Origin of the sequence: Sphingomonas spermidinifaciens (assembly GCF_002351485.1) — a bacterium.
GTDB lineage: Bacteria > Pseudomonadota > Alphaproteobacteria > Sphingomonadales > Sphingomonadaceae > Sphingomonas > Sphingomonas spermidinifaciens.
The window spans coordinates 212,889-231,702 of record NZ_NWMW01000001.1 but is presented as its reverse complement, the minus strand read 5'-3'; the positions used below and the strand labels follow the sequence as shown (position 1 = coordinate 231,702).

20 protein-coding genes are annotated in these 18,814 nt (G+C 67.3%); 8 read left to right on the top strand and 12 right to left on the bottom strand.

The window, feature by feature from the left end; genetic code table 11:
- Positions 1–98: 98 nt before the first annotated feature.
- Positions 99–545, bottom strand: coding sequence for a preQ(1) synthase (gene queF, locus COC42_RS01120; RefSeq protein WP_096341456.1), 447 nt, complete (start codon positions 543–545; stop codon positions 99–101).
- Positions 546–584: 39 nt separating this feature from the next.
- Here queF and COC42_RS01115 point away from each other — a divergent pair, with 39 nt between their 5' ends.
- The 3 genes from COC42_RS01115 to metC all read left to right on the top strand — a co-directional run bounded on the left by COC42_RS01115 (position 585) and on the right by metC (position 4,242).
- Positions 585–2,126 (top strand): cryptochrome/photolyase family protein, encoded by a 1,542-nt coding sequence (locus COC42_RS01115; RefSeq protein WP_176484524.1) that lies wholly within the window; start codon positions 585–587, stop codon positions 2,124–2,126.
- A 30-nt stretch (positions 2,127–2,156) separates the two neighbouring features.
- Complete coding sequence (sseA, locus tag COC42_RS01110) at positions 2,157–2,981, top strand: 3-mercaptopyruvate sulfurtransferase (RefSeq protein WP_096341455.1); 825 nt, start codon at positions 2,157–2,159, stop codon at positions 2,979–2,981.
- Positions 2,982–3,042: 61 nt separating this feature from the next.
- The gene (gene metC / locus COC42_RS01105) at positions 3,043–4,242 is read left to right on the top strand and encodes a cystathionine beta-lyase (RefSeq protein WP_096341454.1); all 1,200 of its coding nucleotides are present in this window, start codon (positions 3,043–3,045) and stop codon (positions 4,240–4,242) included.
- 53 nt (positions 4,243–4,295) lie between these two features.
- Here metC and COC42_RS01100 read toward each other — a convergent pair whose 3' ends face one another.
- The 5 genes from COC42_RS01100 to COC42_RS01080 all read right to left on the bottom strand — a co-directional run bounded on the left by COC42_RS01100 (position 4,296) and on the right by COC42_RS01080 (position 8,887).
- Positions 4,296–5,159: a cupin-like domain-containing protein gene (locus COC42_RS01100; protein WP_096341453.1), complete on the bottom strand. Its 864-nt coding sequence runs from the start codon at positions 5,157–5,159 to the stop codon at positions 4,296–4,298.
- The gene (locus COC42_RS01095) at positions 5,143–6,282 is read right to left on the bottom strand and encodes a GNAT family N-acetyltransferase (protein WP_141395755.1); all 1,140 of its coding nucleotides are present in this window, start codon (positions 6,280–6,282) and stop codon (positions 5,143–5,145) included. The genes COC42_RS01100 and COC42_RS01095 overlap by 17 nt, the downstream gene beginning before the upstream one ends.
- A gap of 184 nt (positions 6,283–6,466) precedes the next feature.
- A complete protein-coding gene (gene ctrA / locus COC42_RS01090; protein ID WP_096341451.1) occupies positions 6,467–7,168 on the bottom strand; it encodes a response regulator transcription factor CtrA in 702 nt (233 codons plus the stop codon).
- Between the two features lie 111 nt (positions 7,169–7,279).
- On the bottom strand, positions 7,280–8,218 hold the full coding sequence (locus COC42_RS01085; RefSeq protein WP_096341450.1) for a LysR family transcriptional regulator: 939 nt from the start codon (positions 8,216–8,218) through the stop codon (positions 7,280–7,282).
- A gap of 3 nt (positions 8,219–8,221) precedes the next feature.
- Positions 8,222–8,887, bottom strand: a complete 666-nt coding sequence (locus COC42_RS01080) for an RluA family pseudouridine synthase (RefSeq protein ID WP_096341449.1) — start codon at positions 8,885–8,887, stop codon at positions 8,222–8,224.
- Between COC42_RS01080 and COC42_RS01075 the strand changes: the two genes are divergently transcribed.
- The gene (locus COC42_RS01075) at positions 8,886–9,680 is read left to right on the top strand and encodes a M15 family metallopeptidase (protein WP_245843753.1); all 795 of its coding nucleotides are present in this window, start codon (positions 8,886–8,888) and stop codon (positions 9,678–9,680) included. The two genes, COC42_RS01080 and COC42_RS01075, sit on opposite strands and share 2 nt — an antisense overlap.
- A 155-nt stretch (positions 9,681–9,835) precedes the next feature.
- Here COC42_RS01075 and COC42_RS01070 read toward each other — a convergent pair whose 3' ends face one another.
- Both COC42_RS01070 and rnd read right to left on the bottom strand, forming a co-directional pair.
- On the bottom strand, positions 9,836–10,126 hold the full coding sequence (locus COC42_RS01070; RefSeq protein WP_096341448.1) for an I78 family peptidase inhibitor: 291 nt from the start codon (positions 10,124–10,126) through the stop codon (positions 9,836–9,838).
- Entirely contained in the window at positions 10,123–11,328 is a 1,206-nt protein-coding gene (gene rnd / locus COC42_RS01065; protein WP_096343004.1) for a ribonuclease D, read from the bottom strand. Before rnd ends, COC42_RS01070 begins: the two co-directional genes overlap by 4 nt.
- Before the next feature lie 180 nt (positions 11,329–11,508).
- On the opposite strand from rnd, the gene aspS reads away from it, so the two are divergent.
- Positions 11,509–13,314: an aspartate--tRNA ligase gene (gene aspS, locus COC42_RS01060; protein WP_096343003.1), complete on the top strand. Its 1,806-nt coding sequence runs from the start codon at positions 11,509–11,511 to the stop codon at positions 13,312–13,314.
- A gap of 167 nt (positions 13,315–13,481) precedes the next feature.
- Positions 13,482–14,375: a manganese catalase family protein gene (locus COC42_RS01055; protein ID WP_096341447.1), complete on the top strand. Its 894-nt coding sequence runs from the start codon at positions 13,482–13,484 to the stop codon at positions 14,373–14,375.
- Between the two features lie 63 nt (positions 14,376–14,438).
- Here COC42_RS01055 and COC42_RS01050 read toward each other — a convergent pair whose 3' ends face one another.
- Positions 14,439–15,098 carry a carbonic anhydrase gene (locus tag COC42_RS01050; protein WP_096341446.1) on the bottom strand — a complete coding sequence of 220 codons (660 nt, stop codon included), beginning with the start codon at positions 15,096–15,098 and terminating at the stop codon, positions 14,439–14,441.
- Between the two features lie 130 nt (positions 15,099–15,228).
- Here COC42_RS01050 and lipA point away from each other — a divergent pair, with 130 nt between their 5' ends.
- Positions 15,229–16,155: a lipoyl synthase gene (gene lipA / locus COC42_RS01045; RefSeq protein ID WP_096341445.1), complete on the top strand. Its 927-nt coding sequence runs from the start codon at positions 15,229–15,231 to the stop codon at positions 16,153–16,155.
- Positions 16,155–16,640 carry a type II toxin-antitoxin system RatA family toxin gene (locus COC42_RS01040; RefSeq protein WP_096341444.1) on the top strand — a complete coding sequence of 162 codons (486 nt, stop codon included), beginning with the start codon at positions 16,155–16,157 and terminating at the stop codon, positions 16,638–16,640. The genes lipA and COC42_RS01040 overlap by 1 nt, the downstream gene beginning before the upstream one ends.
- Here COC42_RS01040 and COC42_RS01035 read toward each other — a convergent pair.
- The 3 genes from COC42_RS01035 to COC42_RS01025 are packed head-to-tail and all read right to left on the bottom strand — an operon-like array spanning position 16,577 to position 18,785.
- Positions 16,577–17,101, bottom strand: coding sequence for a CinA family protein (locus COC42_RS01035; protein ID WP_096341443.1), 525 nt, complete (start codon positions 17,099–17,101; stop codon positions 16,577–16,579). The two genes, COC42_RS01040 and COC42_RS01035, sit on opposite strands and share 64 nt — an antisense overlap.
- Before the next feature lie 5 nt (positions 17,102–17,106).
- Positions 17,107–17,634: a hypothetical protein gene (locus COC42_RS01030; RefSeq protein ID WP_141395754.1), complete on the bottom strand. Its 528-nt coding sequence runs from the start codon at positions 17,632–17,634 to the stop codon at positions 17,107–17,109.
- Entirely contained in the window at positions 17,634–18,785 is a 1,152-nt protein-coding gene (locus COC42_RS01025) for a bifunctional 2-C-methyl-D-erythritol 4-phosphate cytidylyltransferase/2-C-methyl-D-erythritol 2,4-cyclodiphosphate synthase (protein ID WP_096341441.1), read from the bottom strand. The genes COC42_RS01030 and COC42_RS01025 overlap by 1 nt, the downstream gene beginning before the upstream one ends.
- Positions 18,786–18,814: the final 29 nt, after the last annotated feature.

Genomic DNA, 18,814 nt, shown 5'->3' with positions numbered 1-18,814 from the left:
GCAGGCCCTAAGCTTCGTCTCCCAAACGACTTGATCGAAATATGGTTGCAACATTGGTGCAATGCAACACGGGTCGGTTCAGCCCGCGTTCAACGCTATCAGCCGCGACCGCGATATCCCGCAACACCCTGATCCGGGACCCAAAGCCCCTCGGGCGCTAGGCCCGATTGCCAGAAAACATCGATCGGGATGCCGCCGCGCGGATACCAGTAGCCGCCGATCCGCAGCCATTGGGGCTTCATCTCCGCGACCAGCCGCTCGCCGATCCCGACGGTGCAGTCCTCGTGGAACGCCGCATGGTTGCGGAAGCTCCCGAGGAAGAGCTTCAGCGACTTCGATTCGACGATCGTTTCAGCCGGCGCATAGTCGATGACGAGGTGCGCGAAGTCGGGCTGCGCCGTCACCGGGCAGAGCGAGGTGAACTCGGGTGCGGCGAAGCGGACACAGTACAAAGAACCCGGGCGCGGATTGGGAACATAGTCCAGGACCGCTTCGTCGGGGCTGGCGGGCAGGGCACTGGTCTGGCCGAGATGCTTGGGGGTCATGGGCTCGCCATATAGTCGGACGCGCGACGGAGGGAAGATTTGACGGTTCTGATCCCGGTGCTGGGCGACCAGCTATCCGACAATCTCTCCTCGCTGGACGGCATCGACAAGGGCGAGGCGCGGATCCTGATGATGGAGGTGGGGGACGAGGCGACCTATGTCCGCCACCACGTCCGCAAGATCGCCTTCCTCTTCTCGGCGATGCGCCACCATGCCGAGCGGCTGCGCGCCGCCGGATGGAAGGTCGACTATGTCACCCTCGACGATCCGGACAACGAGGGCAGTTTCTCGGCCGAGGTTGCGCGCGCGGTCGAGCGGCTTCGCCCCGAGCGGATCGTCGTCACCGAAGCGGGGGAGTGGCGCGTGCGCGCGATGCTCGAAAGCTGGCAGGATCGTTTCGACTGCGCGGTCGAGATCCGCCCCGACACCCGCTTCGTCGCGAGCCATGCCGAGTTCGAGGCCTGGGCGGCGGATCGCAAGTCGCTGCGCATGGAGTTCTTCTACCGCGAAATGCGGCGCAAGACCGGCCTCCTGATGGACGGCGCCAAGCCCGAGGGCGGGCAATGGAACTACGATGCCGAGAATCGCAAGCCGCCCCCCGCAGCCGCGAGGCCGCCCGCGCCGCTCGCGTTCGAGCCGGACAAGATCACGCAGGACGTGCTGAGCCTGGTGAAGGCGCGCTTCGACAATCATGTCGGCCGGCTCGAAGATTTCGGCTTTGCGGTGACGCGCGAGGATGCGCTGAAACAACAGGCGCATTTCCTCAAGCATCATCTGCCGCGCTTCGGCGACTATCAGGACGCGATGGTGACGGGTGAGCCGTATTTGTGGCACGCGGTCCTGTCGCCCTACCTCAATGCCGGGCTGCTCGACCCGCTCGACCTGTGCCGTGCGGTCGGGAAGGCGTACCGCGCCGGGCGCGTGCCGCTCAACGCAGCGGAAGGCTTCATCCGCCAGATCATCGGCTGGCGCGAGTTCGTGCGCGGCATCTACTGGCGCGAGGGGCCGGACTATACCACGCGAAACTTCCTGAATGCGAAGCGCGACCTGCCCGATTTCTATTGGACGGGCGAGACCGACATGCACTGTATGGCAGAGGCGATCGGCGGGACGATCGACCATGCCTATGCCCACCATATCCAGCGGCTGATGGTGACGGGCAATTACGCCCTCCTGATTGGGGCCGATCCCGAACAGGTGCAGCGCTGGTATCTTGAGGTCTATGCCGACGCCTATGAATGGGTGGAGGCGCCCAACACCCTGGGCATGAGCCAGTTCGGCGACGGCGGCCTGCTCGCGTCGAAGCCTTACGCCTCCTCAGGCGCATACATTAATCGCATGTCTGATTATTGCGGGCACTGCCGCTATGACGTCAAGAAGCGCGAGGGAGCGGACGCCTGTCCCTTCAACGCGCTCTACTGGGACTTTCTCGCGCGCAATCGAGCCAAGCTCGGCAACAATCAGCGGTTGGCCATGCCGTACCGGAACTGGGACCGGATGGATGAGGCGACGCAGAAGGCCGTCCGGAAACAGGCCGCCACCTACCTTCGGACGCTTGGCGGGAGCGACGCTTCTACGTAGGCTGGCAAAAAACCGCTGGGGAGGACTGCCATGGATTCGCTCGTCTCGACCGACTGGCTCGAAGGTGAACTGGGGGCCGGCGACCTGCGCGTGGTCGACGCGACGTGGTTCATGGCCGGGCAGGGCGACGGCGCCGCCGATTACGAGCGGGCGCATATCCCCGGGGCGGTGTTCCTCGATCTGGAGGACGTGCGCGACACGTCGAGCGACCTGCCGATGATGCTGCCGGCTGCCGAGAAGTTCGCCAGCCGGATGCAGTCGCTGGGGCTCGGCGACGGTAGCCGCATCATCCTCTATGACAATTCCCCGTACAAGACCGCGGCGCGCGCGTGGTTCATGCTCAAGACCTTCGGCGCGCATGACGTCGCGATCCTCGACGGCGGCTTCGCCAAGTGGCTGGCCGAGGACCGGCCGGTCGCGAGCGGGCGCGAAACGCTGCGCCATCGCCACTTCACCGTGTGGGAGGATCGCGGCAGCGTCCGCACGCTCGCCGACATGCAGGCCAGTCTGGCGAGCGGCACCGAGCAGATCGTCGATGCCCGCTCGGCCTCGCGCTTCTCGGGCGAGGAGCCGGAGCCGCGCGCTGGCACCGCGTCGGGGCATATCCCCGGTTCCGCGAACGTGCCGATCGCCCGGCTGTTCAATGCCGATGGGACGTACAAGTCGAAGGACGAGCTTCGCGCGGCGTTCGAGGCGGCGGGAGTGGATGTGGAGAAGCCGATCGTCACTACCTGCGGCTCGGGCGTCACCGCGTCGGTGCTTGCCTTCGCGCTGCATCTGCTGGGGCAGAAGGCGGCGCTCTATGACGGCAGCTGGTCGGAATGGGGTGCGCATCCTGAGACGGCGAAGGCCTGAAGATCCTTGCCGGCACGCGGAGGAATTGTCCACTCCGGCCGCGGACGCTACCACCCGCCGCATGACTGACCCGACCCACCCTGCCGCCCCGATCGCCGATGCCACCCGGGTGGTGCAGGGCGGGCGGCGGGACGAGTGGACGCGGGGGATCGTCAATCCGCCAGTCTGGCGCGCGTCGACGATCCTCTACGACAGCGTCGCCGACCTGCGCACGAATGCCAAGCGCGACACCACCCACCGCCTGTTCTACGGCCGGAGGGGCACGCCGACTCAATGGAGTCTCGCCGATGCGCTCGATGAGCTTGAGCCGGGTGCGGAGGGGACGCTTCTTTACCCCTCGGGTGTCGCCGCGATCGCGACGGCGCTGCTTGCGGTCCTGTCGCCCGGCGACGAGGTGCTGATTCCCGACAGCGCCTATGACCCGACGCGCTCGCTGGGGGGCGGCATCCTCAAGCGGATGGGAATATCAACGCGCTTCTATGATCCGCTCGTCGGCGCGGGGATCGCCGATCTGATCGGCCGGGCGACGCGCGCTGTCTTCATGGAAAGCCCCGGCAGCCTGACTTTCGAGGTGCAGGACGTGCCGGCGATCGTCGCGGTGGCGAAGGCACGGGGGCTGGTGACGTTGCTCGACAATACCTGGGCAACGCCGCTCCTCTTTCCCGCGATTGCGCGGGGGGTGGATTACACGATCCTCGCCTGCACGAAATATGTCGTCGGGCACTCGGACGTGATGCTGGGGTCAGTGACGGCGGGTCCGGGGCGGCTTGAGGCGCTGCGGACGGCGACCTATCAGCTCGGTCAGTGCGTGAGCCCGGACGATGCGTGGCTGGGCAGCCGCGGGCTGCGCACGATGAAGCTCAGGCTCGACGAGCAGGGGCGTTCGGCGCTCGCCATCGCCGAGTGGCTGAAAACGCGGCCGGAGGTGGCGCGGGTGCTGCACCCGGCGCTGCCCGACTGCCCGGGGTACGAGGTGTTCGCGCGCGACTTCAAGGGGGCGGCGGGGCTGTTCAGCGTGGTTCTGAAGGGTGACAGCGATGCGGGCCGCGCGGCGATGATCGACGGGCTCGCGCATTTCGGCATCGGTTATAGCTGGGGCGGCTATGAAAGCCTTGTCATCCCCGTTGATCCGCAATTCTACCGCACCGCGACACGCTGGGCAGCCGACGGGCCGATGATCCGGCTTCAGATCGGGCTGGAGGATACGGGCGATCTGATCGCCGATCTGGAGGCGGGCCTCAAGAGGTTTGCCGCCGCCTGAGCGGGCCGTCGCAGAGAAAGTAGGATCCCTGAGCAATTTGGGGGCTAGCGTTCTCAACCGGGCTTGTCGATTCCCGCCACCCGGCGTGCCTTGGCGATCGCGCGGTATGCCGTCGATTTGGCCAGGTTCTGCGCCGGATAACGTTTGGGGGCCGAGGGTGACAGGCCGACATCGCGCAGCATTGCGTTGAGATTGTGCGCGTACTGCTCGCGATAGCTCCATCCGGAGCGCCAGGTGATCGAGAAGGACACCGACGTCGCCGGCCCGTTCTGGACCCAGTGCGGCGCCTTGACCGGCACGTAGATCGCCTCGCCTGGCGCGATCGTGATCGGCTGGCCGCGGTCCTTGATCTCGTCGCGGAAGGGCAGGTTGCGATGCGCGCCGCGGTGGAAAGCCTCATGAGCTTCCGGTTTCACCACGTCATGGTCGGCCGGGTCGAAGACGGTCATCGTCTTTGACCCGCGCAGTTGCAGCAGGATGTTGTGCTCGGGATCGAAGTGGAACGGCGTGACCGCTTTGGGCGACGACACGAAGATGAACGCCTCGCGTTTCAGCATCGGCCCGGTCGAGGGGGCGGCAAGCGGTGCGATCTCGTCGAGCACTTCGTCCATGAGCGCCTTGTAGGCGGGATCCTGCTCGACGAACTTCAGCACCATCCACGAGCCGTTTTCCTCGATCGACCGGATCGTATCGGCGAAGGACAGACCGTTGTCGCGCACCGCGTCGGGATCGACCCCGATCGGTAGGTCGGCGAGATTCTGCTCGACATCAACCGGCCGCATCCGCTGCGCAAGGGCGACGAGCGACTCGAGCTCGAACAATTTGTGCCCGACAAGGCCATGCGTCAGCTTGCCCGCGGTTTCGGGATAGAGCGCGTCGAACGTGCTGCGCGCGCCGTCGTCAAAGATCTGCGTCATCGTGGTCGTTCCGTGGCGGTGAAGGGGTGGGTGCGCGGCGCGCCTTGATCGCGGCCCAACTGCGCTCGACCGCGCGCGCCGCGGCGAAGGCGAGGCGCCCGCGTGCGCCGCCGATGGGCAGCGTCAGCCGGACGATGCCGCGACGCTCTGCCCACAGGCTGTCGATCATCGGGTGGTTGGCCGCCGCGCAGCTGTCCATCCAGTCGATCGCGGGGTCGGTGAGCACCTCGTAATTCTCGATCTGTATGAGCACGCCCGGCGAGAAGCGCGCATAATCCTCGTCATAGGCGATCTTGAACGAGGCGCTGCCGGGGGGGCAGCGGAAGTTGACGAGCATCGCGATCGTCCGCCCGGCGACGGTCATGCGCAGGATTTCGAGCCGCCCGGCATCGCGAGCGCCCGCCAGCGCCTCGGCAAAGAAAGCTCGCTTGGACGCGTCCCTGCCGAGGGCCGAACCCTCGCGCCCCTTCCAGCCCGACGCCTCGAGCGTCAGGAACGCCTCGATCCAGTCGTCCAGCTCATCGCCCTCGCCGAAGCGGGTCGTGACGACGGGGCCGAGCTCCGCGAGGCGATTGGCGAGGCGCTTCAGCTCCTTGCGCTTCTTCTTTCGCACCGTTGCTTCGTAATAGGCTGCGGGCGACAGGTCGCTGGCGAGCAGCGCGCGTTCGTATCGGAGGACCGCCGCGATCGGCCGGTCGGCGGCAGCGGTGAGCGCGCGGTGCGCAGCGCCGCCCTCGGCGATTGCCGTCAGATGAAGGAGCGGGGGCAGGCCGGGTGCCTTGTCGAGGCAGGCGAGCATCGCCCGGATCGCCGGCGCCTCGTCACCAGCGTGCAGCAGCGGCATGCCGAGAAAGGCATTGGCATGGACCCAGTTTGCGAGTGTGGGCAGCGGGATACGGTAGTAACGCGGCTCAGTCGCGAGCGGCATCAGGCCGATCAGCCGCTGGCCGCGAAACGCCGCGACCGCGCGAATGGCACCTGCATCGCCGAGATGCCGGGCCGATGCCATGACGAACCAGCGCTCGGAAAAGGGATTGGGCTCAGCGGCGCAAGCGGCGCAATCGTCCCACGCCGCCGCATGCAGCGCATCGAGGTCGGCAAGCGTCAGCAGGCGCGCCGACACGGGCGCATCCGCCGGCTGTGGCCGCTCGATCGCTTGATGGTACAGGGCCGCCTCCACAATGACGGCAGATCTTAGCGGTCAGCCGTTAACAAGCCGCGACCACGTACACAGAAACGGCGCCGGATCCCCCGAACCGGCGCCGTTCCCAGTTTCCCCCGCTCTGGGGAAGTTCATCGGTTGGGGATCAAGCGACCTGCGCCTCGCGCACTTCCTCCGGATCACGCAGCACATAGCCGCGGCCCCAGACGGTCTCGATATAATTGTCGCCCTCGGTCGCCATCGACAGCTTCTTGCGCAGCTTGCAGATGAAGACGTCGATGATCTTGAGCTCGGGCTCGTCCATCCCGCCGTAAAGGTGGTTGAGGAACATTTCCTTGGTCAGCGTCGTGCCCTTGCGGAGCGACAACAGCTCCAGCATCGCATATTCCTTGCCGGTCAGGTGGACGCGGGCGCCATCGACCTCTACCGTCTTGGCATCGAGGTTGACCGCGAGCTTGCCCGTCTTGATGACCGACTGCGAATGGCCCTTGGAGCGGCGGACGACGGCGTGGATACGCGCGATCAGTTCCTCGCGATGGAACGGCTTGGTGACATAATCGTCAGCGCCGAAGCCAAAGCTGCGCACCTTCGAATCCATCTCGGCCACGCCGGAAAGGATCAGCACGGGCGTCTGGACGCGCGCCACGCGCAGCTTCTTGAGAACATCGTACCCGTGCATGTCGGGCAGGTTCAGGTCGAGAAGAATGATGTCGTAGTCGTAGAGCTTGCCCAGGTCCAAGCCCTCTTCGCCCAGGTCGGTCGAATAGACGTTGAATCCCTCGGTCGCGAGCATCAGCTCGATCGCCTTGGCAGTGGTAGGCTCGTCCTCGATCAGCAAAACGCGCATCGGCCGGATCCCCTGTCCTGTCGCGAGATGCGCTATGCCCCCTTTGGCCGGCCGCTCGCTGGACGCTTGCATTAACCTAAACAGCTCTGAAGCCAAAAGGTTAATTTCTCGCTAATCGGCAGCAATCCGCGAGTCGGCGTGCTTACCTTCTCGTTCGCAAACATTACGGAAGCGTTCGGAGAGCCATGCGATCAGCAATTCGACGCGCGCGGGGCGACGCGGACTGGGCGGGGTGAGCAGGTGCAGCGCGACCGGCGGCGCGCGCCAGTCGGGCAGGATCGAGACCAGCGCACCCGACGCCAGCTCGCGATCGACGATGAAATCGGGCAGACGCGCGATGCCGAGGCCGGCCACCAGCGCGGGCAGCATCGCTTCGCCATTGTTGGTCGACAGCGGTCCTGCCGCGCGGACGGCGGCGACTTCGCCGCCCGGCCCGTGGAACAGCCAGGTCGGGTTGGCGATGTTGGTATAGCCGAAGCATGGATGCTCGGCGAGCTGCGCCGGATGCGTCGGCGTGCCGGCGCGCGCCAGATAGGCGGGGCTGGCAACGACGTGCGACGACACCGCGGACAGGCGCCGCGCGCGAAGCGAGCTGTCGGGCAGGTCGGCGATGCGGAGCGCGATGTCGATCCCCTCGGCGACGATATCGACGCGCGAATCTGACAAGGCGAGCTCGATCTCGATGCCCGGATGCGCGGCCATGAAGTCGGCAATGGCGGGGGCGACATGGCGGATGCCGAAGGTCATCGGCGCGGCGACCCGGACGAGGCCGGTCGGCGCGCGGGCGCTTTCGAGCGCCTGCTCCTCGGCCGCCTGTCCCTCGGCAAGGATGCGTTGGGCATGCTCGGCGAGCGAGCGGCCGCTGTCGGTCAGCGTCAGCCGACGCGAGGTGCGGTGGAAGAGCGCGGTGCCGAGCCGCGCCTCGAGCCGGCTGATCGCCTTCGACACTGTCGCCTTGCTAAGGCCGAGTGCCTGCGCCGCCCCACTGAAACTGCGATGCTCGACGACGCACGCGAAGATCGCCCAGGCCTCGAAGTCGGGCAGCTGCATCGCCTAGCCCTCGCCGAATCCGGCCGCGGCAAAGCGGTCGGGCAGCGGCGCCTCTGCCTCGACCGCCGCCTTGCCCTCGCGCGGGAGCGAAAGTCGCTGGGCGTGGAGCAGCATCCCGCCGCGCTCGGCCCGGCCGTAGTTCGGATCGCCGACGATCGGGAGGCCGAGACCGCTCGCCGCATGGACGCGGATCTGATGAGTGCGCCCGGTCTTGGGGGTGAAAGCGACGAGGGCGCGGTCGCCTTCCGCGCGCAGCACTTCCCAATGGGTGACAGCGCGCTTGCCGCGCGGGTCGGGCACGATCCGCCAGCCGGTCTCCGCGGTCGAGACCTTGGCGAGTGGCAGATCAATCGTGCCCCTCGAGCCCTCGGGCACGCCGGCCAGCACGGCCAGATATCGTTTCGTCACCAGGCCCGCTTCGAACACCTGCTGGAACCGCTTGTGCGCCTTGGGGTTGCGCGACAGGAGAAGGCAGCCGCTGGTGTCGCGGTCGAGCCGATGGACGGGAAGGGGCGCGCGCTTGAAGCCGAAGGTCAGGTCATCGAGCATCGCGGTCACGCTGGGCGAACGGTCGCGGGGTTCATCGACGGGCAGCCCCGCGGGCTTGTCGAGGATCAGCGCCTCGCCGTCGATGAACAGGACACGGTCGGCAAGGTCGGGACGGGTCATGCGCGCTCGCCTAGCATGGGCGGGGCTGATGGGGGAGGGGGCGCTGCTTGCGCTCGCCGGCTGCGCACCGACGGCCAAGCCCGCGCCCGCCGTCGTAGTGGCGACGCCCGCGCCCGTCACGCCGCTGCCCGCGGCGCCGCCGTCGGTGCTCGTCGCAGCCGCGCGGCCGCCGATGGCGCTGTGCGGGCGGGGCGTCGTCGCGCCGGGACCGGACGGGCGGATGCTCAATCACTTTCCCTATCCCGAGATGCCAGTAAGCGCGCTGGTGCCAGCGCCGGCCGCGCTCGGCGACGATAGCTGCCGGGTACATCCTGCGACGCTACCCGACCTGCAGCGACTGATCGCGGCGGCCGATGCCGATCCGCGTGTGGCGGGCAAGCTGCGGGCGGTGTCGTGCCAGCGGAGCGTCGCGTTCCAGGCACAGACCTTCTGCGCCGGCATCCTGTCGGGCCGTAGCCAAGGGTTCAGGGACCGCGCCTGGGCCTCGGCACCGCCCGGCCACAGCGAGCATGCGACGGGCTATGTCATCGATTTCGGCACCCGCGACCGCGGCGGCTGCCCCGATGCCGATGCCTGCTTTGCGGCGACCGACATGGGCAAATGGCTGCTCGCCAATGCGTCGCGCTTTGGATTCGAGCTGAGCTTCCCGGCGGGGAACCGGCAGCAGGTGAAATGGGAGCCGTGGCACTGGCGCTGGGTAGGCACCGCCGCGAGCGCACCGGGGGCGACGACGGCGCGGCGGACGTTCGCGCTCGCCCGGGCGAAATTTCCGGCGCGGCCGGGGGTGGAATGAGCTAGCGATCGTTCAATCCGCGGCCTCGATACGCCGCTGGCGCGCCTACTCGATCGCTATTCAGCAAGAACCGAGGGATAAGCGAGAGCAGGGAGGCCCAGCAAACGCTCTGCGGGCGCAAAGCGCTCCCTCCGTTCCAGGGAGGGGAGGCAGGATCAGCCGCAGGACAGCTTCACGATCTTCCCCCCGCCATCGACCTCGACGTTCAGGCGGTCGGGGCGGAAGTCCATCGTCAGTGCCGAGCCGGTCGCATAGCGACGCACCGTCCGCGCGCCCGAACCGACCTTGGCCCTATCGACCGTCGCGGCGTCGCCCGCCTGGCCGACAAGAGCCTGCACCGGAGTCGCGTCGCACTGCGCGCCCGTCGCCGGATCGGCGGTCGCGGGCTCGGTCGTCGGCGCGCAGGCAGCGAGGGCGATCAGCGCGATGGGGGCGAGGCGGATCATGCGGCTTCCTCTTCGTCGGCCGCTGCCGCGGCGGGCTCTTCGGTGCGGGTCATCTTGAGCTTGCCGCCCTTGACCGCGAAGCCCAGCCGCCCCTCGACCAAAGCCAGCGCATCACGGCCGAACTGTTCGTAGCGCCAGCCGTCGAGCACCGCGAGCCCGTTACGCTGTCCTGCCGCCAGCGCTTCGAGATCATCGGAGCGCGCGAGCAGGCGGGCGGCGACGTTGATCTCCTTGGCGCGGATCTTGAGAAGGAGCTTCAAGAGGTCGGCGACCAGCGCGCCATCCTTGCCGACGCCCGGCCGGCGATCGTCGCGCGCGGGCAGCTCGTCGCCGCGCATCGGCTTCGCGTCCTCGAGCGCCGCCATCAGTCGCCCGCCGATATCGTTGCCGCCCCAGGTTGCCGACAGGCCGCGCACGCGGGCGAGGTCGCTCTGCTTCCTGGGCGGATTGGCGGCGAGGTCCGCAATCGTCTCGTCCTTGACGATGCGACCGCGGGGCAGGTCCTTGCCCTGCGCCTCCAGCTCGCGCCAGCGGGCGAGCGCCTTGAGGCGCCCGAGCACTTCGGGCTTGCGGCTGTTGATCCGGACGCGCTGCCACGCCTCGTCGGGATCGTTGAAATAGTTGGCGGGGTCCGCCAGCCGCTCCATCTCCTCGTCGAGCCACAGGCCGCGGCCAGTGCGCTTCAGCTTCTCGAGCATCCGCGGGAAGATCTTCGACAAATGCGTCACGTCCGCGATCGCATAGTCGATCTGCCGCGCATCGAGCGGCCGGCGCGACCAGTCGGTGAAGCGCGCGCCCTTGTCGACGACGATGCCGAGATAGCTGTCGACGAGGTTCGAGTAACCGATCTGCTCGCCCTGACCCAGCGCCATCGCCGCGATCTGCGTGTCGAACAGCGGATGGGGGGTCTTGCCGGTCAGGTTATAGACGATCTCGATATCCTGTCCGCCGGCGTGGAAGACCTTGAGCACGTCCTCGTTCTCGGTGAGCAGGTCGAGCAGGGGCTTGAGATCGATGCCCGGCTGCATCGGGTCGATTGCCGCGGCCTCGTTCTCGTCGGCGATCTGGATCAGGCAGAGCTCGGGCCAGTAGCTGTTCTCGCGCATGAACTCGGTGTCCACCGCGACGAAGGGCGAATTGGCAAGGCGTGTGCAAAGATTGGCGAGGGCGGCATTGTCCTCGATCAGGCCGTGTATGTGCATCGCCTCCCCATAGAACCAGTTGCGCGGGTTGACAAAGAGGGGAAGGGACAGGATGCGCCGGGCCGTGACCGGCGTCATCCCAGCGAAGGCTGGGATCTCCCTCCACCTGCGCCTCGCCAGCGGATGGAGACCCCAGCCTCCGCTGGGGTGACGGGCTTATTGGATAGAGAGATGACGACCATGCACGCCTATCGCACGCACCATTGCGGCGCCCTTCGCGACACCGATGTCGGACAGGAAGTCCGCCTGTCGGGCTGGGTCCACAAGAAGCGCGATCATGGCGACCTCGTCTTCATCGACCTGCGCGACCATTACGGCATCACCCAGATCGTGACCGAGGTCGATGGCCCGGCATTTGCCGTCATCGAATCGCTGCGGAGCGAGTCGGTGGTGACGATCACCGGCAAGGTCGTTGCGCGAGCGGCGGAGGCGGTGAACCCCAATCTGCCCACCGGCGCCATCGAAGTGCGCGCGGTCGAGGCGGTCGTCCAGTCGATGGCGCACGACCTGCCGATGCCGGTCGCGGGTGAGAACGAATATCCCGAGGATATCCGCCTCCGCTATCGCTTCGTCGACCTGCGCCGCGAGAAGGTACATGCCAACATCATGCTGCGCGCCAGCGTGATCGCGAGCTTGCGCCGGCGGATGATCGATCAGGGCTTTACCGAGTTCCAGACGCCGATCCTGACGGCGAGCAGCCCCGAGGGCGCGCGCGACTATCTCGTCCCCAGCCGCGTTCATCCGGGCAAATTCTATGCGCTGCCGCAGGCACCGCAGATGTTCAAGCAGCTGCTGATGGTCGCGGGCTTCGATCGCTATTTCCAGATCGCGCCCTGTTTCCGCGACGAGGATGCGCGTGCCGACCGGTCGCCGGGCGAGTTCTATCAGCTCGACTTCGAGATGAGCTTCGTCACGCAGGAGGACGTGTTCGCCGCGATCGAGCCGGTGCTGCACGGCGTGTTCGAGGAGTTCGCCGACTGGCAGGGCAAGGGCCGCAGCGTCTCGGCGCTCCCCTTCCGCCGCATCCCGTACCGCGAATCGATGCTCAAGTACGGCAACGACAAGCCCGACCTGCGCAACCCGATCGAGATCGTCGACGTGACCGAGCATTTCGTGGGCTCGGGCTTCGGCATCTTCGCGAGCCTCGTCGAGAGCGGCAGCGTCATCCGCGCGATCCCGGCGCCGGGGGCGGGCGCGGGCAGCCGCAAGTTCTTCGACGACATGAACAACTGGGCACGAGGCGAGGGCTATTCGGGCCTCGGCTACATCAACATCAAGGACGGCGTCCCCGGCGGCCCGATCGCCAAGAACCATGGCGAGGAAGCCACCGCCACGCTGATCGCGGCGCTGGGCCTTGGTGCCAACGACGGCGTGTTCTTCGCCGCGGGCAAGGAAGGGCAGGCGGCCAAGCTCGCCGGCCTCGCCCGCACGCGCGTTGCCGAGCAGTTGGGGCTGATCGACCAGAACCGGTTCGAGTTCTGCTGGATCGTCGACTTCCCGATGTTCGAGTATGACGAGGACGCCAAGAAGGTCGATTTCAGCCACAACCCCTTCTCGATGCCCCAAGGCGAGATGGCGGCGCTGGAAACCAAGGACCCGCTCGATATCCTCGCCTATCAGTACGACATCGTCTGCAACGGCGTGGAGCTGTCGTCGGGCGCGATCCGGAACCACAAGCCCGAGATCATGTACAAGGCGTTCGAGATCGCGGGCTATTCGCAGGACGAGGTCGATGCCAATTTCTCGGGGATGATCAACGCCTTCAAGTGCGGCGCGCCGCCGCATGGCGGGTCGGCACCGGGCGTCGATCGCATCGTCATGCTGCTCGCCGACGAGCCGAACATCCGCGAGGTCATCACCTTCCCCATGACGCAGAAGGCCGAGGATCTGATGATGAACGCCCCCTCGGCGGTCACGGCCAAGCAGCTTCGCGAGCTCGGCATCCGCATCGTCGAGGCGCCGGGCACCAAGCCCGCGACGGCGTGATCTTGCGCCCGCGAATTTACGCTAACCTTCTTTAGAATAGCCATTTTCTCCGGAACATGGGTTGCGGGCGCCCGTTAGGGGCCTCGCAGCACATGACCCTGGCCGACGCGTCTCGAAGCACCGCTTCGGGCAACGGCCGTTCTCGTCCCGAACCCGGAGGAACGCGAATGTATTACACCGACAAGCTCCTGCAGTACCCCGTCCGCGTCGAGCGGCCCGATCCGGTGTTCGCCCGCGCGCTTCAGCAGGCGATCGGCGGAATCGAGGGCGAGATTCGCGTCTGCCTGCAGTATTTCTTTCAGGCCTGGGGCGCGCGCGGGCCAGCCAAATATCGCGACCTCCTGCTCAACACCGCGACGGAGGAGATCGCGCATATCGAGATGCTGGCGACAGCCGTCGCGCTCAATCTCGAGAAAGCGCCGCTGTCGATCAAGGAGGATATCGCCGCCGATGCCGCAGGCGGATCGGTGCTCAACGGCATGGACATGCGCCATGTGCTCTCGACCGGCCTTGCCGCGCTGCCGACCGATGCCAATGGCGTGCCGTTCGACACCAGCCACGTCTATGCCAGCGGCAACCTCGCCGCCGACATGCTCGCCAACGTGACCGCCGAGGCGACGGGCCGGATGCTTGCGACCAAGCTGTACAACATGACCGAGGATCCGGGGATGAAGGACATGCTGTCCTACCTCATCGCCCGCGACACCTATCACCAGCAGCAGTTCCTGGCGGTGATCGAGGAACTGGGCGGGCTCGACGCCAACCTGCCGATCCCCAACAGCTTCCCGCAAGAGGCCGAGGCGACCGAGTTCAGCTATACCCAGTTGGGCTTCAACCGCGACGGCACGCCGCCGCCCGCGGGCCGCTGGTCGGAGGGTCCGTCGCTCGACGGTAAGGGCGAATATTCGCAGCGGCCGATGGAGCCGTTGGGCGGCGAGCCGATGCTCGCGCCGCCGCGCCCCGGCGGCGGCGCGCAGGCGCAGCAGATGAGAGGCGTTGCAGAAGGCGACGGCGTGCTCGGCAAGGCCGCGCACGCCGTCAAGGAAGCGCTCCGGGAATAAGGGGAAGGAGCGCGAGGGAACTTGTCCCGCCGGCGTATTGTCCACGCCGGCGGGCCGGATGCGTCACACCGTCTCGGTTTCGACCTGAACGGGCTGGGGGAAGTGAAACTTCCCGTCTTCGCCAAGCACATGCAGCTCGCCGTCGATGAGCGAGAAATAGGCACCGTGGACCTTGAGCTCGCCTGCGGCCTTGGCCTTCTGGACGAAGGGGAAGGTGTCTAGGTTGGTGATCGAGGTGCGGACCGCCTCATACTCCATCTCGCGGCCGGCACTCGGGCTGTCGCCGAACTCGGCCTTCACCTTCTCGCGCGCGTCGTCGAGGATGCTGACCCAGTCGCGCACGAAGCCGCCCTCGCCGGGCTCGGCATCCTTGAACACGTTCGACAGCGCCGCGGCGCAGCCGCCGCAGGCGCCATGACCCATGACGACGATCTCCTCGACCTTGAGCTTCGTCACCGCGAACTCAAGCGCGGCCGACACGCCATGGCGACCGCCGCCGATCTCGCAAGGCGGCACCAGTGCGGCGACGTTGCGCACGACAAAGATCTCGCCGGGCAGCGTGTCGAAGATCTGCGCAGGCTCGACCCGGCTGTCCGAACAGGCGATAACCATCACCTTAGGCTCCTGCTTCTCGCGCAGCTCGAGCCAGCGCTCGTGCTGGCGGCGCAAATCAGCGGTACGGAAGCGGTGATAACCGTCGATCAGGTCGTTGAAGTAGGTCATTAGGCCTCCCGACAGGGGTTATGATGTGAGCGTCAGCTAGGGACCGGCATCTTGCCGGGCAACGAACGCTTTGTGTCAAATCGTGTCCGACACGATTGTTTCCGGCCGCGCCCGGCTCTATTTGGGCGCCATGACCGACAGCCCCGTGCTCGCCCCCCGCGCGCCCCGCACGCGCAAGCCCGACTGGATTCGCGTCAAGGCCCCGACCTCGGCCGGGTTCGCCGCGACTCGCGAGCTGATGCGCGCCAAAAGCCTGACGACCGTCTGCGAAGAGGCGGCGTGCCCGAACATCGGCGAATGCTGGTCGAAGAAGCACGCCACCGTGATGATCCTCGGGGACACGTGCACGCGCGCTTGCGCGTTCTGCAACGTCAAGACGGGCATGCCGCGCGCGGTCGACCGGATGGAGCCGCAGAATGTCGCTGACGCCGCGGCGCAGATGGGCCTCAACCACATCGTCATCACCTCGGTCGATCGCGACGATCTACCCGATGGCGGCGCGAGCCAGTTCGTCAAGGTGATCGAGGCGATCCGGCGAACAAACCCGACGACGACGATCGAGATCCTGACGCCCGACTTCCGCAACAAGGCCGACGCCGCGGTCGAGGCGATCGTGGCGGCGCGGCCCGACGTCTATAACCACAATCTGGAAACCGTTCCGCGGCTTTATCCGACGATCCGGCCGGGCGCGCGCTACTACGCCTCGCTTCGGCTGCTCGAGAGCGTCAAGCGGCTAGATCCGTCCATCTTCACCAAGTCGGGGATCATGCTGGGCTTGGGCGAACAGCGACTCGAGGTCCATCAGGTGATGGACGACATGCGCTCCGCCGACGTCGATTTCCTCACAATGGGCCAGTATCTTCAGCCCACCCCGCGCCACGCCCGGGTCGAGGATTTCGTGACGCCGCAGGCGTTCGACGCCTATGCGGCAATCGCACGTGCCAAAGGCTTCCTGCTCGTCGCGTCCTCGCCGCTCACCCGGTCGAGCTATCACGCGGGCGACGATTTCGAGCGCCTGCGCGCCAATCGCGAGGCGAAGCTCGCACGCACCCGCTGATGCCCAAGCATAGCGAGACGCGGGCGCTGCCCTATAGCCCCGAGCAGATGTACGACATGGTGGCCGATGTCGGCCGCTATGCCGAGTTTCTGCCCTGGGTCAGCGCGATCCGCGTGCGGTCGAACAGCGAGACCGAGATGGTCGCCAACATGATCGTTGGCTTCAAGGGCCTGCGCGAAAGCTTCACCTCGCGCGTGCAGAAGGTGCGGCCGGAGAAGATCCGCGTCGAGTATATCGACGGGCCGCTCAAGTACCTGCATAACGACTGGACCTTCCGGCCCGACGGCAAGGGCGGCTGCCTGGTCGATTTCACCGTCGATTTCCAGTTCAAGAGCCGGATGTTCGAGATGCTGGCGGGGCAGGTGTTCGACCGCGCGCTCCGCAAGATGATCGGCGCGTTCGAGGAGCGGGCGGCGACGCTCTACTCGCCTTCGGGCGCGGGTGAATCGGGCAGCAGCAGTTCGAGCGCGCAAAGCGCCGCCTGAAGGCGGATGCCGGCGCGGCCATTGTCCTCGAACAGTTTCGAATCGGCGTGAACATCCTGTGGGTCGGCGCCGCGGACGGCGCGGGCAAAGACGACGGTGCCCACGGGCTTCTTCTCGCTGCCGCCGCCCGGCCCGGCGATGCCGGTGATCGCCACCGCGATATCGGCCTGTGACTTTTCAAGCGCGCCCTGCGCCATCCGCCAAGCGACCGCGATCGACACCGCGCCGAAGGTTTCGAGCACGTCGAGGCTAACGCCCAGCGTCTTCATCTTCGCTTCGTTCGAATAGGTGACGAAGCCGGCATCGAGCACCTCCGACGACCCTGGAATCTCCGTCAACGCCGCGGCGACGAGCCCGCCGGTGCAGCTTTCGGCAAGCGCGACGCGGCGGCCCTGGGCGCAGTTTTCCTCGACCACGCGGCGGGCGAGGGTGACGAGTTCGGGGGGGAGCATCGTTTCCATGCGTGTCACTTCGTGCAGATCGGCAGCGGCGAGCGACGACCGGCCCGGCGATCACGGTCGTTGGCCAGCTGCAGGAAGGCGACGGCGATGCCCGCGACATTCTGTGGCGGGAGCGGGGCGACGAGCGACAGGATGCGGTCGATCTGCGGGCAGTCGCCGGCGGTGATCTCTTGCGCGACCAGCGGCGCGACCAGCGACGAGACGGCGGCCGCCGCGAACGCGCTGTCGAGCAGCGGGGCGACGTCGGGACCGGCGATCTTGGCGATCCCGCCGCGCGCGGCGGGCCAGGCGTCGGCGCTCGCCCCGGCATAGCGGCGGCCGAGATCCGCGTTGCGGCGCAGATAGGCGCTCGCCGGCAACACCGGCGCACAGGTGCGCGTCGCCTGCGCCAGCAGGTCGGGCGCGAGGTAGAGCAGGACCGCCTCACCCTCGCGCGGGGTCAGGCAGGCGTTGGTCTGGGCGAGCGCAGGCGCGGGTACTGCCAGCGCGGCGAGCCACAGCGCGCCGCGTGCCAGCGGCGAAAGCGTGTTCATCATGGTTCCTGTCCCGGTACGCGGACCGTCGCGCTCGCCAGAGCCGCGATCCCCTCGCCGCGGCCAGTGAAGCCCAGCCGTTCGGTCGTCGTTGCCTTGACGCTAACGTGGGCGGGCGGAAGCTGCAAGATTTGGGCGATCCGATCGCGCATCCCCTCGCGGTGCGGGCCGATCTTCGGCGCCTCGCACATCAGGGTCAGATCGACGAAATCGATAATGCCACCGGCCGCGCGCACCAGCGTGGCGGCATGGGCGAGGAACTGGTCGGACCGCGCGCCCTTCCATTGCGAGTCGCTAGGCGGAAAATGCTGGCCGATATCACCCGCGCCAATCGTGCCGAGCAGCGCGTCGGTGATCGCGTGGAGCGCGACATCTGCGTCGCTATGGCCCGACAGACCCTTGTCGTGCGGGATCAGCATGCCGCCAAGCCACAATTCCTCGCCCGCCTCGAGCCGGTGGACGTCGAAGCCGGTCGCCGTACGACTGACCATGCAGGCGGCGAGCATCGCCTCCGCACGCGCGAAGTCTGCTGGGAATGTGATCTTGTCGAGCGCGGGATCGCCAGCCACGAGGGCGACGTCGTGGCCCGCGCGGCGCAGTATTTGCGCATCGTCGGTCGCCGCCTCCCCCTCCGGCCAGGCGCGATGCGCGGCGAGCAGTTCAGGCAGGTGAAACGCCTGCGGCGTCTGAATGCGGACCATGCCGCCGCGCGGCACGGTGTCACCCAGCACCTCGATGCCGCGCGCGAGCGTATCGGTCACGGGAATAGCGGCCGTCGCGCCGCTGTCGGCATCGAGTGCCGTGAGCAGCGCATCGATCACGGTGCCGGGAAGGAACGGGCGTGCGGCGTCGTGGACCAGAACGCGCTCAACACCATCGGCGTCGAGCGCCTCCAACCCGGCGCGGACCGAAGCCTGGCGCGTCGCGCCGCCGATCACGAACGGCACGTCGCCCAGCGCCTGGACCAGCGCCGCCTCCTGGCCGGCACCGATCACGACCAGCACCTGACCGATCGCGTCATGGCCGGCAAGCGCGTCGTAGCTCCACGCCAGTATCGGCCGACCGCCGAGCGCGCGGAATTGCTTCGGACCGCCCGCGCGTGTGCCCCGGCCTGCGGCGACGATCAGTGCGGCGGTTCTGGGGCGTTCCATCGGCCGGCGACTAGCCCAATCGGACACGG

Excerpts from the sequence above, each read along its gene's own strand:
- queF (WP_096341456.1), bottom strand. The coding sequence starts at position 545 with ATGACCCCCAAGCATCTCGGCCAGACCAGTGCCCTGCCCGCCAGCCCC.
- sseA (WP_096341455.1), top strand. The coding sequence starts at position 2,157 with ATGGATTCGCTCGTCTCGACCGACTGGCTCGAAGGTGAACTGGGGGCC.
- metC (WP_096341454.1), top strand. The coding sequence starts at position 3,043 with ATGACTGACCCGACCCACCCTGCCGCCCCGATCGCCGATGCCACCCGG.
- COC42_RS01100 (WP_096341453.1), bottom strand. The coding sequence starts at position 5,159 with ATGACGCAGATCTTTGACGACGGCGCGCGCAGCACGTTCGACGCGCTC.
- ctrA (WP_096341451.1), bottom strand. The coding sequence starts at position 7,168 with ATGCGCGTTTTGCTGATCGAGGACGAGCCTACCACTGCCAAGGCGATC.
- COC42_RS01085 (WP_096341450.1), bottom strand. The coding sequence starts at position 8,218 with ATGCAGCTGCCCGACTTCGAGGCCTGGGCGATCTTCGCGTGCGTCGTC.
- COC42_RS01075 (WP_245843753.1), top strand. The coding sequence starts at position 8,886 with ATGCGCGCTCGCCTAGCATGGGCGGGGCTGATGGGGGAGGGGGCGCTG.
- COC42_RS01080 (WP_096341449.1), bottom strand. The coding sequence starts at position 8,887 with ATGACCCGTCCCGACCTTGCCGACCGTGTCCTGTTCATCGACGGCGAG.
- COC42_RS01070 (WP_096341448.1), bottom strand. The coding sequence starts at position 10,126 with ATGATCCGCCTCGCCCCCATCGCGCTGATCGCCCTCGCTGCCTGCGCG.
- rnd (WP_096343004.1), bottom strand. The coding sequence starts at position 11,328 with ATGCACATACACGGCCTGATCGAGGACAATGCCGCCCTCGCCAATCTT.
- aspS (WP_096343003.1), top strand. The coding sequence starts at position 11,509 with ATGCACGCCTATCGCACGCACCATTGCGGCGCCCTTCGCGACACCGAT.
- COC42_RS01055 (WP_096341447.1), top strand. The coding sequence starts at position 13,482 with ATGTATTACACCGACAAGCTCCTGCAGTACCCCGTCCGCGTCGAGCGG.
- COC42_RS01050 (WP_096341446.1), bottom strand. The coding sequence starts at position 15,098 with ATGACCTACTTCAACGACCTGATCGACGGTTATCACCGCTTCCGTACC.
- lipA (WP_096341445.1), top strand. The coding sequence starts at position 15,229 with ATGACCGACAGCCCCGTGCTCGCCCCCCGCGCGCCCCGCACGCGCAAG.
- COC42_RS01040 (WP_096341444.1), top strand. The coding sequence starts at position 16,155 with ATGCCCAAGCATAGCGAGACGCGGGCGCTGCCCTATAGCCCCGAGCAG.
- COC42_RS01035 (WP_096341443.1), bottom strand. The coding sequence starts at position 17,101 with ATGGAAACGATGCTCCCCCCCGAACTCGTCACCCTCGCCCGCCGCGTG.
- COC42_RS01030 (WP_141395754.1), bottom strand. The coding sequence starts at position 17,634 with ATGAACACGCTTTCGCCGCTGGCACGCGGCGCGCTGTGGCTCGCCGCG.
- COC42_RS01025 (WP_096341441.1), bottom strand. The coding sequence starts at position 18,785 with ATGGAACGCCCCAGAACCGCCGCACTGATCGTCGCCGCAGGCCGGGGC.